This window comes from Oceanobacter sp. ABM4_470 (genome assembly GCF_056158645.1).
On record NZ_JBSWTR010000001.1, the window covers coordinates 800,526 to 815,597 of the forward strand.

Here is a 15,072-nt window from a genome sequence, read left to right on the forward strand (position 1 = left end):
CTATTGCTGATCAGTGGTTCATTTATTCGTTGTTTGCTACCGGTTATCGTTTGTTACGAAAAACCTCTGCCTTGTGTTGCGTCGTATGACTATACTCCGGGCCCATAATATTCATTTTATGGCCTCCCAGGATCTTCTTGATAACTCTGGCAGCCTGTAAGCCCACCCGATGGGGATGGTTGGCTGTGCAGGTATTGCACTGCGGGTTATCCAAAGCATCCCCCGGGGCACAAAGAGCCCACGTTTTCCATGTTCAGGTCTATCCAGCTCCAGAGTCTGTTGTACCGGGGATTTCTGAGTAGTGCTCTGATACCGCTGTTGGTTATTGAGCTTTGTCTGTTGCTGATGTACTTCGGCGCCAACCGGTTTATTTTTGATGCTTACCAAAACAGTTTGCTGGATGAGGCCTTGCAGGGCATCAATCAGGCCGCTGAATTGGAAGCCGACAGTTTTAATCAGCGATTACGTGCGGTTGATCAACTGGCCGCGGTGATGGCTGTTTCCCACGAAGCATTTTTTGCCTCTCTGCCTGTACCGACAGCTACCGGTGCAACGTCAAACAATATGTCTGGCATGGCTGGATGCGGCCGACCAATACCTGACGGTTTTCTGCAGCAACACGCCAATGGCGCCTGGTTTACACCGGTTGATAACGGCGGCGCGTCGGTTTACTACGCCAGCCATACACCCATGACGGCAACAACGCTGGCCAAAGCCTGGTGCAGTGAATCTCTGGATGTACAACTGAAAGCCATGGTCGAGCATAACGATCTGGTGACCCAGGCCTATCTGAACACCCGGGATGATATGAACCGTATTTATCCCTTTATGGCCGATGCGGCGGGGCAGTATGGGCCCGACTTGCACATGCAGGATCACAGCTTTTACTACCTGGCGGATGCAGAACATAACCCCCAACGCCAGCCAGTGTGGACCGGCGTGTATCTGGACCCGGCAGGACAGGGCTGGATGGCTTCGGTGGTTGCGCCTGTGTATCAGGGAGACTGGCTGGAAGGCGTCAGTGGTTTGGATATCACCATCGATTCGTTCGTCAGCAACGTCTTGCAAGGGGACCACCGCTGGGACGGCGGCCGCTTTCTGGTCGATGCCGAAGGCATGATTCTGGCGATGCCGCCGGAAATTGAGTCGTTGTTGCAACTGCAAGAACTGAAGTCCCACGTTTATCAGTCCAGCGTCGATGGCACGGTCGAAAAGCCCGAAGCGTTCAACTTGCTGAAAAGCGGCGATGCTGAAGTGCGCCTGCGCATGGGGGAGTTGTTGGCCAGCCCCGAGCGCGAGGGCAACCTTGATAACCTGGTGCTGGATTCCCGCCAGTACTTGTTGAATGCCCAGTTGGTGGAAGAAACCGGCTGGCGTTTGATCACAGTGGTCGATCGTCAGGCGTTGTTGGCACCAATGGCCCATCTGAAAGACATCAGCCAGCGGGCGGGCTTTATTGCCATTGTGCTGATGGCGGTGTTTTACCTGTTGTTCTTCCTTTATCTGGAATGGAAATCCCGTCGCTTGGCGGAGCAGGTGTCCCAGCCGATGAAGAAGTTGTCGCAGTGGAGCCAGTCGCTGGGTTCCAATCCGGATAACGAACGTTTTGACTCGGTGGGCATTGCTGAAATCGACCAACTCTATCTCGATGTCAATCGCATGAGCAGTCATTTGGAAGAGAAAACCCGCTTGCTGGTCGATTCGCAAATGCGTGAGCAAATCACCCGCCGGGAAACCGAACAACTGGAAGAAATGGCGGCTACAGATCGACTTAGTGGACTCTACAACCGTCACAAACTGGATCAGTTGCTGCTGATTGAGTCCGAGCGGGCAATGCGCTCTGGCGATACCTTCTGTGTGATCCTGATGGACATCGATCACTTCAAGATGATCAACGACAACTTCGGCCACACCACCGGTGATCACGCCATTGTAGAAACTGCGCTGTTTCTGCAACAGTCGGTGCGCAAGGTCGACTACGTTGGCCGCTGGGGTGGGGAAGAGTTCATGATCCTCTGCCCCATGACCGAACTGGCTGGCGGCTTATTGCTGGCCGAGAGTCTGAGGTCGGCCATCGCTGGGCAGCAATTCACCGAAGTCGGTCAGTTGACTGCGAGCTTTGGCGTTGCCAGCTGGGACCAAAAGGAAAGCATCAAGACGCTGATTCAACGTGCGGATGAAGGCTTGTACGCTGCCAAGGACGCTGGCCGTAATCACGTAGGTTGTACTCAGGAAATTGCTCTTGAGTCGGAGGCCGGTATTTCTTCTGATTTGGGATGGGACGATTCATCCAGTACCGGGCCGAGTTCAGGCCGGGTAAGAATACGAACGCCGGGCTGATTTGCGCCCGGCTTGCGCGTTTATTTACCTCGGCTTAAGGCAGCACGCATACGTATCTGGGTTTCCTGCGTTTGCAGCAAATCAGCGAACAAGCGCATTTCCCGATCGACCGCTTCATCCACGCGCTGCACATGGCCTTCTGCGCGAGACAGTTGCTTGATGGCTCGGATAGAACCCTGTGAGTTTTTGCACAGCGCCGCCGCTGTGTTCAGCGCCGCAGCCAGTGCTTCGCCGTCGTCAGTGACGGCATTCAACAGCCCCCATCCCAAAGCCTCCTCGGCGCTAAAGAAACGGCCGGTGTAGAGCAGGTCGGCTGCGGCTTTGGGGCCGATGGCCTCGCTCAGCATGACGGAGCAAGCACCTTCCGAGGTAACCCCAATTTTGGCAAACGGCAGAGCATAGCGGGTCGATTTCCCTGCGTAGGCCAAATCGGCATGCAGCAAGATATTGGCACCAATGCCTACGGCCACCCCTTCCTGCGCGACGATCAAGGGTTTGGTCAGTGCCGCGAGGGTGTGAAAAATACCGGCAACGCCCTCTTTTACAGCGTGCAGATCGCCGCCGGGCAGCAGGTCGCTGAGGTCATTACCGGCAGAAAAAGCGTGCTCGGAACCGGTCAATACAATCACCATAACGCTGTCGTCAGAGTCTGCTTGCTGCAATGCGCCGATCAGATCGGTGTAGGTTTGAACCCGAATGGCATTCAGAACTTCCGGGCGGTTCAACTCCAGCAATGCAATGCCGTTGTCCTGGCTGTAGCGCACATCCGTCATGGTGACTCTCCAATAGATGAAAATATTTTTATTGTTTGTGTAATTTAATTCACAAGTATTTTGCATCAGCCAGCCAGTGGCAGCAAGCTCAGCGAGCCGTCATTGGCCTTTCAATTCATTCGGTTAGCGGCCTCTGTGTTGCCGTTCGTTACTCTTTTGTCGTGCTTTTGTTCTGGAAGGTAACTACTACTTGGGTACTGCTTTCACTGCGCCTAAAGCAGTTATGGGTCACTGCCACTGGTGCCATATCCAATCCTGCTGATCGGCATAGCATAAGGGGACATCTGTTTAATCCCACACGGCTCTGCGTGAGTGTTGCCGTTGTTCAGGGCAAGGCGACGAATGCAGCGGAATGACTAACCTGTCCGGTTGAGTCTTTCCAAGTTCGTCAACAGAGCGCTGGGAGACGACAACCCGCGCCCTACGGGGGCTGCCGGATGATCTCGACTCGGTGTCGCCGACTTTTGACTTGACCCGTCAGGCCTGCAAGTCGGCTTCGTGATTCGAAACCATCCGGTAGCCCAGAGCCTGCACCGGATTAAATAGATGTCCCCACAAGTTTCTCCACCCCCGCAATCGCCCCAACAATAACAAGAGGTTGCCGATGAACTACGAAGCCGTTGAACAACTCATGGGCGTTACATCGCCATGGATCATCCACGACATCCGCATTAATGAAACCTACCAGCGTGTTGAAGTGCACATCGGCCAGGCCCGCAGTGGCTGGTTTGGTGCCCGTCGGGCGGTACAGAATTTTCGCGGACATCACAAAATCTGGCGTCATGTGAACCTGGGGGCGCTGCGTTGCACCGTACGGGTCGACTACCCGGAAGGTGGCGTATTGCCAGACCTGCCGTGGGCCGGGGACGACAATTCCGGCTTTACCCATGCCATGGGACAGCGGATTTTCCGCATGTTGTCGGAAGGCATTTCGTTGGGGGTTATTGGTCGCTTGCTGGATCTGGATGCCGATAAACTGTGGCAGTTCAAACGTGGACTGGATACTGGTCGACTGGGTGCCGGCTTTGAAAAAATGCTGCCACCGGCCGTCGAGAGTGTTGAATCTACGGAGCCGGTTGCTGAGCCTGTGGTGGAGGAAGATGCCTTGCCAGAGGCCAGTGCCACCATTTGGCATGAGTTGCTGAAGGGCGACAAGGACCTCGAAATGCGCAACCTGGGTTTGCGCTTGATGCTGATGAAGTTGCGCCAGCAATACTCCAGCGCCAAAGACGACGACGTACGTTTACTGAAGGCCCAGCAGCTGCGTCTGTACTTCGAGAAAAACAAGGGTTCGACCCTGCACGAAGTTGAACAGATTCGGGGGGCGTTGCAATGAGTATGACGTCCGCAGGTGATCGTATTTCGACCATAAATGGCCAATTGATGAGCATTGCCGAGGCCAGCCAATTGATTCTGGCCGGTGCCGGGGTATCGGTAGCCGGGGATGAAGAAGCCCTCAAGCAGCTGCCGAAAGGGCTCTGGATTGGTGGCACCATTCCGTATTTCATGACCGACGAAGGCGGCGTGTGCCGTCGTGATCAGGTGTTTGTTAACCCGCTGCCATCGGCCAGTGGTGATCCGGGCTTGTGTACCTACGATGTGGGTAGTATTCACTCATTGTGTCTGGATGCACCGACCAATGGTTTCACCGTACTGATTGTTCCGGCCTTTTCGGAGATTCATCAAACCTTTGCCCACGATGCCCCGGAATTCGATGGCATGTACATGCAGCCTTTGGTGGGCTGGGTGGCCGGTGCGCACCTTGATGATCTGGGCAGTCGAACGCCAAAAACCGTGTTCGGCCCAACCGGCGAATTTCTGGAAGATCAGGCGGTGGCCATGCATGTGGCGCTGGATGTCGACAAGGCCGCCAGCATCGAGACCGTTAACCTGTTTTCGCCGGGTGCCGGCCCGGCGCTGCGGTTCCGGGAGTCCGGTTTTGTGGTTACGGAGGTCGAAGTGGATGGCAAACTGACCAACTTTGCCCATTACCTGAAAGAAATGCAGATCGATACCCGACTGCCGCTGGTGGCGGACTACTGCGGTGCATTTATTAACGTCAGTGTGCAGGAAGTGGATGTGGAGCAGGGCCAGGTGAAGCTCTACGCGCCGGTGTTTCCAGAGCTGGAGTACCGCATTGCCGGTTCTATCCCTCCATACGCCGAGGCCATTAAAAACGCCATACCGGATGGTTCTCTGGAAACCGCGTTTTGCTGCAACTGCATTCTGAACTACCTCTACGGTGAGCTGGAGGGCCAGAAAACCGGCCGTATGGTCGGCCCCATGACCTTCGGTGAAATTGCCTATCAGTTGGTGAACCAGACGATGGTGTACCTGCGGATAGACTGATTTGCGTGATTATTCCATCCGGGTAACCACTGTTATCCGGTTGGAATCTGTATTCTGTGTTTGCCTGAGAGGGTGATGCCGTTAGTCTGTCGGCATATTTGCAACAAGGGTCCCAAGGGCAAGCTGACTTATGCAATCAGGCTCCCGGCTTTTGGCGCTGGATGTTCTGCGCGGCATCGCAGCAGTGGTAGTGATGCTGCACCACTATCTTTACCACTTTGACGAAATCTATGGCCATCCCCAGTGGGATGTGGGCTGGGCCGATATCGGTCGCTACGGCGTAGAGTTGTTCTTTATGCTAAGTGGCTTCGTGATCTTCTGGAGTTTGCAGCGAACCGAACAGCCGTTCGACTTTATTGTGTCGCGGTTTTCGCGTTTATTTCCGGCTTATTGGGCGGCCATTGCACTGACGTTCGTGACGGTTTCACTGGTGGGCTTACCCGGCCGGGAAGTGAGCGGCACGGAAGCACTCTGGAACCTTAGCATGGTGCATCAATATCTGGATGTGCCACACGTCGATGGTGTGTACTGGACGCTGGTGCTGGAACTGACCTTTTATTTCTGGATTTTTCTGGCCTGGCTGGTTAATAACCTGCGCCACATTGAATGGCTGTTTGCTGCGGTGATTGGCGTATCGGTCTTGCATCACAGCGCTGTGTTTGCCCTCGATGATGATTTGCGCCGAGCCTTTCTGCTGACCTATTTGCCATTCTTCCTGATCGGTATGTGCGTTTATAACCTCTATTCAGGTCGCGGTGTGGCATGGCAGCAGTGGGGGCTGGTGGGTTATTCGCTGCTGGCGTCGGCGGTGATTTTCAGCCCGGCGCTGGCGCTGCTGTTTACGGCCTTCGCAGCGCTGCTGTATCTGGCGGTGAGTGGCCGTTTGGCGTTTCTGGTAACGCCGCCTTTGCTGTGGCTGGGGGGAATATCCTACGCCCTGTATCTGATTCATCAGAACATCGGCTACATCATTATTCGCCACTTTTATGCCGAGGGCTGGCAACCGGCATTGGGTGTTGCCGTGGCAGTACTGGTGTCGTTGCTGTTGGCCAGCCTGATGGCGGTGTGGGTAGAGCGCCCGGCAATGGCATGGATTCGAGGGCGTTGGCGAAGCGCCCAGCGCTTGTCGCTGGACTAATGCTTATAACTATTTCAATGGTTCTAGCAGCAAATTGATATCAGTAGGGTTTGGGTGTCCGTTGATTTCAGCTTCAGCGACCCCATTCTTATGCTAGTATCCAAATCAACATATAAAACTGAATCGTCTAAACTTTTGGTTATATGTTAAGACGATTCCAATCTAGGTGATAATGATGACGTCGATTGCACAAGCGAATCAGGAATTGGGCAATGCCAGTCCACTGGAAATCATTGAATTCGCACTCAGCCAGTCCAACAAGCCACTGACTTCTACCAACTTCGGCCCGTACGAAGCGGTGATCCTGCACATGGTGACCCAGGTTAAGCCAGACATGCAGATTATCTGGGCTGATTCCGGTTACAACACCCGTGATACCTATCTGGTGGCCAAGCAGTTGATCGAACGCTTGAACCTGAACATCGAGGTGTACACCCCGAAAATTACCGCGGCTCGTTGGGATCACGCTTTTGGTGGTATTCCGGATATCGACGATGAGCGCCACGATGCGTTCACTCACGCGTTCAAGCTGGAGCCGTTCACCCGCGCCATGGCTGAACAGCAGCCGGATGCCTGGTTTACTGCCGTTCGCAGTGAGCAGACTGAATTCCGTCAGAACCTGGAAGTGTTCGGTGAAGGCCCTAACGGTGCCCTGAAAGTTGCACCTCTGCTGCACTGGAAAGAAGCCGATATGCAGGCGTACCTGGAAAAGCACGAGCTGCCGAACGTGAAGAAATACTTCGATCCAACCAAAGCCCGCGATAACCGCGAGTGTGGTTTGCACACCAAGCTGTGATGTCTGTTTCTTAATAGAAGCAGAGCTTGAACAAAAAGCCCCGATCAATCTGCATTGATCGGGGCTTTTTGTTTGGACGAGGGTATTGGCTGGAGGGTGGTTTGGCTGCAAGCAGCCGAGGGGCGAAAGAGGATTAATCCTCTTTCAGCACCACCAACAAGCTGCCGGGGGCGACGCCCTGACCGGCTTGTTTCACCACCTCAACCACAATACCGGCCTGATGGCTGGCGACTTCGATTTCCATCTTCATGGATTCCAGAATCAGCAGCGGTTGGTTGGCATCGACCTTGTCGCCCGGTTTCACCAGACACTGCCAAACGTTACCGGCAACGTGGCTTTCCACGGTGAACTCACCTTCTTCCAGTACGCGCTCTTCTTCCTGCTCACTGTCAGCCGGTTCGCTGTCGTAGTTAAAGCGGCCAGTGCGTTTCCAGTCTTCCAGCTCTTCCTGGAAGGCTTTCTGGCGTTCAACCTGAAACTCGTTGATGCCGCCCGCCTGTTCGGCCAAAAACGCCTCGTACTCGGCCAGATTGAATTTGGTTTCTTCAATCTTGATCGGGTATTGGCCATGCGGGAACTGTTGGCGAATGTCGGTCAGTTCATCGTGACTGACTTCGTAGAAACGCACCTGATCAAAGAAGCGCAGCAGCCATGGCTGAGTGAACTCTTTGGTTTGCTTGTAACGGTTCCACTGTTGCAGGGTACGGCCAACAAACTGGTAGCCACCAGGGCCTTCCATGCCGTAGATACACATGTAGGCACCACCGATACCAACGGAGTTTTCCGCGGTCCAGGTGCGGGCCGGGTTGTACTTGGTGGTTACCAGGCGATGACGCGGGTCGACCGGTGTCGCCACTGGCGCGCCCAAATACACGTCGCCCAGACCCATTACCAGATAGCTGGCATTAAAGACGATGTCTTTCACATCCTGAATGGAATCCAGGCCGTTGATGCGGCGGATAAACTCGATGTTGTCCGGGCACCATGGGGCGTCAGCACGCACGGACTGCATGTACTTCTCTGCTGCCAGACGGCAAACCTCGTCGTCCCAGCTCAATGGCAGGTGGACGATACGGGAAGGCACTTCGGCACCTTCCAGGTCGCCGAGCTGATCTTCCGCCGCTTGCAGCAGCTCCAGCAGTTGGGCCTGAGGAAGTACGGTGGAATCATAGTGCAGCTGCAGTGAACGAATGCCCGGCGTCAGTTCTTGCAAGCCGTCGATGTGCTGACGTTGCAGGAATTGCATCAGGGCGTGGACGCGGAAACGCAGACGGATATCCAGTTGCAGCGGGCCATATTCAACCAGCAGATAACGGTCACCGGACGGGCGATAGACAACGCCGGTCGGGTGGTCGTCGGTGCTGATTTCAGCAATGATCGGTGACGCCGGGCGATACTCTGGTACAGCAACATCCGCTTTGGAATCCAGTGCTTGCAGGTTGCTGGCTTGTTGTTCGAACAACTCCACTGCAGTCTGCTGGGAAACCGGCACAAAACGCACCTTGTCACCGGCTTTCAGCTGACCCAGTTTCCACAGGTCGGCGGTGATCACCGTGGCCGGGCAAACAAATCCACCCAGGCTCGGACCATCCGGGCCCAGAATCACAGGCATATCGCCGGTGAAGTCGATGGTGCCGATGGCGTAGGCGTTGTCGTGAATGTTGGACGGGTGCAGACCCGCTTCGCCACCGTCGGTACGCGCCCATTCAGGTTTCGGGCCAATAAGACGTACGCCGGTACGGCTGGAGTTGTAGTGAATTTCGTAGGCGGTTTCGAACAGGGTGTTGATGTCAGCTTCGGTGAAGAATTCCGGCGCACCATGCGGACCATAGATCACTCGCAGCTGCCATTCGTTGCTGATTTCCGGCAGCAGGACATTGCTATCGGCAAAGTCGGCAGCAGGTTTGCTGGCCAGTACATGCAGGACATCGCCCGGTAGCAGTGAGCGGCCGTTGTGGCCACCGAACTGACCCAGTGTGAAGGTGGATTTGGAACCGAGGTAATCTGGCACCTGTAAACCACCGTCGACCAACAGGTAAGCACGAGCCCCGGCACCAGACACTGAACCGGTATCCAGCACATCGCCATTTTGAACCTCAATGGCCTGCCAGAACTCAACGCTGTGTACCTCGCCATTGGCGCGAGTCAGTTTGGCGTTGGTGGTGGCACCGGCCAATAGCACACGAGTAGCACTGTTGAATTTCAGTACCGGGCCTTTCAAGGTGATTTCCAGACCAGCGTCTTCGGCCTGATTGCCCAGCAAGCGGTTGCCCAGCTCAAAAGAGTAGCTATCGAATGGGCCGGATGGCGGTACACCAATGTCCCAGTAACCGATACGGGCAGGTAAGTCTTGTACGGTGGTCTGGGTGCCCGCAGCAATCACCTGAATGGTATTTGGCTGGTGGCTGAGGGTTTTCAGCAACTGGGTATAAACGTCGCCCTTGCCAACACGCTGATCGGCCAGAATATCCAGCAGGTAGGCGCGGTTGGTTTCGATGCCGTACAGCTCTGAGCCTGCCAGGGCATCAGACAGACCTGCAATCGCTTGATCGCGGTTGTCAGCAGTAACGATGACCTTGGCGACCATCGGGTCGAACAGGGCTGGAATAGTCGTGCCGGATTCCACCCAGGTATCGATACGCAAACGGCCGTTAGATACTTGCTCTGGCCATTCAACGCGGCTCAGCAGACCAGCAGATGGCTGGAAGTCCAAAGCCGGATCTTCTGCGTATACACGGGCCTGAACGGAGTGGCCTTTGGATTCGAAGCTGTTATCCAAAGGCAGTGAGTCTTTACCCGCCTGAACACCCGGTAGACGTACCATCCATTCAACCAGATCAACGCCGAACACTTCTTCGGTAACACCGTGCTCAACCTGTAAGCGAGTATTTACTTCCAGGAAGTAAAATTCGCCGGTGCCTGCATCAAAGATAAATTCAACGGTACCGGCGCTCTGGTAGTTCACCGCGGCGGTCAGACGCTCGGCAGTGGCTTGCAGCTGGGTGCGCTGTTCATTACTGAGGCCCGGTGCCGGAGTTTCTTCCAGCACTTTCTGGTTGCGGCGCTGCAGCGAGCAATCTCGCTCGCCCAGAGTGATGACCTTACCGTTGCCGTCACCGAATACCTGTACTTCGATATGGCGGGCTTTTTCGACAAATTTTTCCAGAAACACGCCATCGTTGGAAAAGTTGTTGGCGCTCAGACGTTTGACACTGTCCCACGACGACTTCAGTTCTTCGGCGCTGTAACACAGCTGCATGCCGATGCCACCGCCACCTGCGGTGCTCTTCAGCATCACCGGGTATTTGATGGACTCAGCGGCTTGCAGCGCGGCTTCCAAATCAGTCAGCAGCTCGGTACCTGGCAGCAGTGGAACGTTATTGGCTTCAGCCAGTGCGCGGGCGCTGTGCTTGAGGCCAAAGGCATTCATGTGTTCGGCACGAGGGCCAAGGAAGAACACACCGGCTTCTGCGCAAGCGTTGGCGAAGTCGGGGTTTTCACTCAAGAAGCCGTAACCAGGGTGAATGGCTTCGGCACCGCTTTCTTTGGCGATTTCCAGCAGGCGCTGTTGGTTCAGGTAGGTGTTGGCCACAGAACCTTCGCCGAGGCTGTAAGCTTCATCGGCTTCCTGAACATGGCGGGAGTGAAGGTCTTGCTGGTGGTACACGGCCACAGAGCCGATGCCCATTTTTTTCAGGGTACGGATAATGCGGCAGGCAATGGCACCGCGGTTGGCGATAAGGACTTTGGTCAGCATGAGCGTTCAGGCTCCGTTCAGGTGGCAGGTCGTCCTGCCTGTAATTCTGTGACCAACGGGTCGTCCCGCTGGTTTTTGTTCGGTGGCGGAGCAGGGGGGATTCCTGCTCCGCTTTTTAATTTTGGGGTGATGTATTACGCCTTCGGCTAATACATCCTACGGAAGTGACTCCGCTTTTTAATGTGCGACGTTGGGGTGCCTCTTGGGAGGTCTTACCTCCCGCCGGCTGGCATCCCACCGCTTTGCGCTACCGGTTCGCTGATCCGATATCGCCAAAATCTCGCAACGGGCCGCCGTCACTGGACATCCATGTCCAGAGTCGGCTCTCCCGGCATCCATGCCGGTTGGCCCTGCTCGATGTGGCTCTATCGGGCGAACCTTGATGCGCGGGATGAAACCGCGCATCGGCTTTTCATATTTCGCTTTGTAGGTTGGGCCGCGCCCAACACAGCAAGGTACTTTTAAAAAGCGGCCTTGCGTCTTCATACCCCGCGCCTTGAGGTTCGCCAGTTTTTTTCAGCAAACGCAGGTCGCTGACACATGGATGTGTCGGCAGGCCAGTTGAGGCATGGATGCCGAATCTGGCCGTGGCCGTCGCGTTTGCGCAGTTAAAACCGATACTGCGAGCCGGTAGCGCAAGGCGGGGGTTGCCCGTCCGGCCCGGGGGAAGTCCCCGAAGAGGACAACCCTGTTACCGATTAAAGAGCGGTTTCCGTATTTACTATCAAACTTCGTGTTGATGGGCGGAGCCCATCCTACGGTTTGATGTCCGTTTAAAGCCCTGATTATTCCCAAACCAGTACTTCGATCGGTGTTGGGTTGTAGCCGTTGCACGGGTTGTTCAGCTGTGGGCAGTTGGAGATCAACACCAGGGTGTTCATCACAGCTTTCATCTCGACGTATTTGCCAGCACCGGAGATACCGTCGGCGAAGGTCAGGCCACCTTCCTTGGTAATTGGCACGTTCATAAAGAAGTTGATGTTGTGAGTGATGTCGGCTTTTTCGAGACCGTATTGTTCGTTCTCGTTGATGGCCAACATCCAGCTGTCGCGACAGGCGTGCATGCACTTTTTCTCAAGCGAGTAGCGCACGGTGTTGGACTCGGTCGCACAGGCACCGCCAAGAGTGTCGTGGCGGCCACAGGTGTCAGCAACGATTTCCAGCATGGGATTGTTTTCGTTGGTACGTAGTACCGAACCGGCAGTCAGGTAGACGTTGCCTTGTTCGCGAACGGTATCCATGGCGCTGTAGCGCTCGGTGACGTCGTCGGCGTTGTAGAACAGGGTGTCGGCAGCCTGGTTGCCTTCGAGGTCAAGAATACGGAAGGTCTGACCGGCTTCAATGCGGTGCAGGAAGTAGTCACCGGCATCAACGTTTTGACGGAAGATGGCGTCTTCTGGGCGCAATGTGCTTTCTTTGATCATCTGGTTTGCTCCTCAGAGTTAGTCCATGAAAGTGTAGAGGTGAGTGTTCTGGAAACCGCGTTGGTTTTCAGGACACAGGTTCTTGCAGTAGTCGTCTTCGGCAACCGGAGCGGCTTTGGCCAAGGCGTACTGAACCGGCTTGCGTGGGTATTCGTCAAAGCCGGTGGCCGGGGATGCCAATGGATGCGGGCAGGTGTGGAAGATCACCAGGGTATCCATTTCAAAGCGAAGGGTGATGGAGTCACCTGCTTTGGCGGCTGGGGCATAGCTCATGTTGCCTTCGTCGTCGGTGAACACCTTGCTGAACAGGTTCAGGTTGGCGGCCATGTCGCGACGGGTAAGGCCGTATTTGGCGAACTCGACCATAAAGCTGTCGTAGCCATTCAGGGTCCAGTCGTTCAGGCCTTGCTGGTAGCTAACACGTGGCCAGCGTTGTTCCAGCATGGTTTTGTTCATGTTGCCGCAGACGGTGTCGTGCCAGCCGCAGTCGTCTTCAACGATGGAGGCCATCACGCGGCCCATATCGGAGTACAGGCAATGGCCTTTGGTCAGTTTGAAGGTGTGCTGGGCCTTGAGGCTGTCCGGGGCGTTGTACTTTTCTTTCAGGTCGTACGGGTTAAACATCAGCAGACCCAGATTGGCACCGCCTTCTACATCCGTAAGGGTCAGCAAGGTGCCTTTTTTGACGCGCATGGACCAGTGGGCCCCACCGCGCAGGGTGTCTGTGTATACGGTTTCACCGATTTGGTATTCACTCATCTTTCTTGCTCCTGTGAATGTCGGCTCAGGACACCAGTTGTTCATCCTGGTGACGTGAAGTCAGGTTTACGTCATGACGAATATCGTCGTGTAAATTTTTGCTGGTCAGGCCAATAGGCAGGTCGTAGGTAATGGTGGCGCCCCAGGCGTGTGGGTGAGTGGGGTCGTTACGTACCTTGTCGAATACCCACAGGCGGGTGCCCAGATAAAACCCTTCGGTGATGTCGTGGGTAACCATGAAAATGGTGGTGCCGGTTTCTTCCCACAATTCCAGAATCAGCTGGTGCATGTCGGCACGAATGCCTGGGTCGAGTGCACCAAACGGTTCGTCCAGTAGCAGCACCTTGGGCTTTTTGATCAGTGCCTGGGCAATCGCCAGGCGCTGTTGCATACCACCGGACAGCTCATGGGGATATTTGTGCATGGCGTGGTCGAGGCCGACTTTTTCCAGCAAGGTGGCGGCTTCTTCCAGCGCTGCTTTGCGTGCGGTACCAAACAGCTTGCCGAACAGTCGTCCGGTCAGGCTGGTGGATTCCAGCTCGAGGCCCAGAATGACGTTTTCCAAAACGTTCAGGTGCGGGAAAACGGAGTATTTCTGGAATACGATGCCGCGATTGACGTCGGGCTCTTCTGAAATCGGTTGACCTTCCATCAGGCATACGCCGCGGGTGGCCTGCTCCTGGCCTGACAGCATTTTCAGAAACGTCGATTTGCCGCAGCCGGAGGCGCCAACCATGGTGATGAATTCACCTTTCTTAACCTGAGTATTGATGTTTTCCAGCACCACGCTATCGCCATAGCGTTTGCCAACACGTTTGAACTCAAGAAAATGTGGCGGCTTTTCGGTTACGAGTCTGACAGTCATAAGGAGGTCCTTGGTTTCCGTTCGTTTGCCTTATCCAGCGGATATCACGGTGGTGCGGTTATTTCTGGTACCAGGGGAATACCCGGCGATTGATCTGGCGCAGCAGTTGGTCTGCACAGATCGCCAACACCGTGATCCAGGCCACGTAGGGCAGGATGGTGTCCATCGCCATATAACGACGAACGAGGAAAATGCGATAGCCAAGGCCTTCGTTGGCGGCAATGGCTTCGGCTGCGATCAGGAACAGCCAGGCGGCGCCCATTGAAAGACGTACTGCGTCGATCAGTCGGGGCATCATCTGAGGCAAAACCATGCGAGTCATTAACTGCCAGCTGTTGGCCCCTAGGGTCTGGGCCTTGATCCATTGCTCTTCCGGCAGCTCCATCACACGTTGCTGCAGATCGCGGATCAGGAAAGGGGTGATACCAATGATGATCAGCACCACTTTGGACAGTTCACCAAGGCCAAACACGATAAACAGCACGGGCAGCATGGCCATTGGCGGCACCATGGCAATGGCTGTGGTGAAGGGGGAGAGCTTGGCGCGGACCAGCGGGAAACTGCCCTGGGCCAAACCGAACAGCAGTGCAATCAAAGCACTGATGCCGACCCCCATTGCCATACGTTCAAGCGAGGCGAAGGTGTCGCCCCAGAAGATAATTTCTCCGGTACGACGGCTTTCTTCCGTGGCCAGGCGCAGTAAGGTATCGCCCATGGTTGAGAAAGCTGGCAGCAGTTTGTCGCGCGGGTTTTCTTCAAGGCGAAGGTCTGAAGCGACCAGATAAATCAATACAACGGCGATAAAAGGCAGGGCGCCCAGTATCAGCGTTGATAACTTCGTTGGTTGCAGGTTGACCAGCTTGCGCATGGC

The 15,072-nt window shown here is 55.2% G+C and carries 11 protein-coding genes; 5 read left to right on the forward strand and 6 right to left on the reverse strand.

Annotated elements, in window-relative coordinates; all coding sequences use genetic code 11:
* The first annotated feature begins 249 nt into the window (after window positions 1–249).
* A complete protein-coding gene (locus ACXADJ_RS03525; protein ID WP_475063153.1) occupies window positions 250–2,340 on the forward strand; it encodes a sensor domain-containing diguanylate cyclase in 2,091 nt (696 codons plus the stop codon).
* 20 nt (window positions 2,341–2,360) lie between these two features.
* Here ACXADJ_RS03525 and ACXADJ_RS03530 read toward each other — a convergent pair whose 3' ends face one another.
* Window positions 2,361–3,113: an enoyl-CoA hydratase/isomerase family protein gene (locus tag ACXADJ_RS03530; RefSeq protein WP_475063157.1), complete on the reverse strand. Its 753-nt coding sequence runs from the start codon at window positions 3,111–3,113 to the stop codon at window positions 2,361–2,363.
* Window positions 3,114–3,717: 604 nt separating this feature from the next.
* Between ACXADJ_RS03530 and ACXADJ_RS03535 the strand changes: the two genes are divergently transcribed.
* The 4 genes from ACXADJ_RS03535 to ACXADJ_RS03550 all read left to right on the forward strand — a co-directional run bounded on the left by ACXADJ_RS03535 (window position 3,718) and on the right by ACXADJ_RS03550 (window position 7,396).
* Window positions 3,718–4,449 carry a hypothetical protein gene (locus tag ACXADJ_RS03535; RefSeq protein ID WP_475063160.1) on the forward strand — a complete coding sequence of 244 codons (732 nt, stop codon included), beginning with the start codon at window positions 3,718–3,720 and terminating at the stop codon, window positions 4,447–4,449.
* A complete protein-coding gene (locus tag ACXADJ_RS03540; protein WP_475063162.1) occupies window positions 4,446–5,462 on the forward strand; it encodes a DUF6976 family protein in 1,017 nt (338 codons plus the stop codon). Before ACXADJ_RS03535 ends, ACXADJ_RS03540 begins: the two co-directional genes overlap by 4 nt.
* Window positions 5,463–5,592: 130 nt before the next feature.
* A complete protein-coding gene (locus ACXADJ_RS03545; RefSeq protein ID WP_475063164.1) occupies window positions 5,593–6,600 on the forward strand; it encodes an acyltransferase family protein in 1,008 nt (335 codons plus the stop codon).
* 172 nt (window positions 6,601–6,772) lie between these two features.
* Complete coding sequence (locus ACXADJ_RS03550) at window positions 6,773–7,396, forward strand: phosphoadenosine phosphosulfate reductase domain-containing protein (RefSeq protein WP_475063166.1); 624 nt, start codon at window positions 6,773–6,775, stop codon at window positions 7,394–7,396.
* Window positions 7,397–7,529: 133 nt separating this feature from the next.
* Here ACXADJ_RS03550 and uca read toward each other — a convergent pair whose 3' ends face one another.
* From uca to ACXADJ_RS03575, 5 genes are all read right to left on the reverse strand, one after another.
* Window positions 7,530–11,153: an urea carboxylase gene (gene uca, locus ACXADJ_RS03555; protein WP_475063168.1), complete on the reverse strand. Its 3,624-nt coding sequence runs from the start codon at window positions 11,151–11,153 to the stop codon at window positions 7,530–7,532.
* A 785-nt stretch (window positions 11,154–11,938) separates the two neighbouring features.
* A complete protein-coding gene (locus ACXADJ_RS03560) occupies window positions 11,939–12,577 on the reverse strand; it encodes an urea amidolyase associated protein UAAP2 (protein WP_475063170.1) in 639 nt (212 codons plus the stop codon).
* An 18-nt stretch (window positions 12,578–12,595) separates the two neighbouring features.
* A complete protein-coding gene (locus ACXADJ_RS03565) occupies window positions 12,596–13,336 on the reverse strand; it encodes an urea amidolyase associated protein UAAP1 (RefSeq protein ID WP_475063172.1) in 741 nt (246 codons plus the stop codon).
* A 25-nt stretch (window positions 13,337–13,361) separates the two neighbouring features.
* On the reverse strand, window positions 13,362–14,201 hold the full coding sequence (locus ACXADJ_RS03570; protein ID WP_475063174.1) for an ABC transporter ATP-binding protein: 840 nt from the start codon (window positions 14,199–14,201) through the stop codon (window positions 13,362–13,364).
* A gap of 58 nt (window positions 14,202–14,259) precedes the next feature.
* On the reverse strand, window positions 14,260–15,069 hold the full coding sequence (locus ACXADJ_RS03575; protein ID WP_475063177.1) for an ABC transporter permease: 810 nt from the start codon (window positions 15,067–15,069) through the stop codon (window positions 14,260–14,262).
* Between the last annotated feature and the right edge of the window lie 3 nt (window positions 15,070–15,072).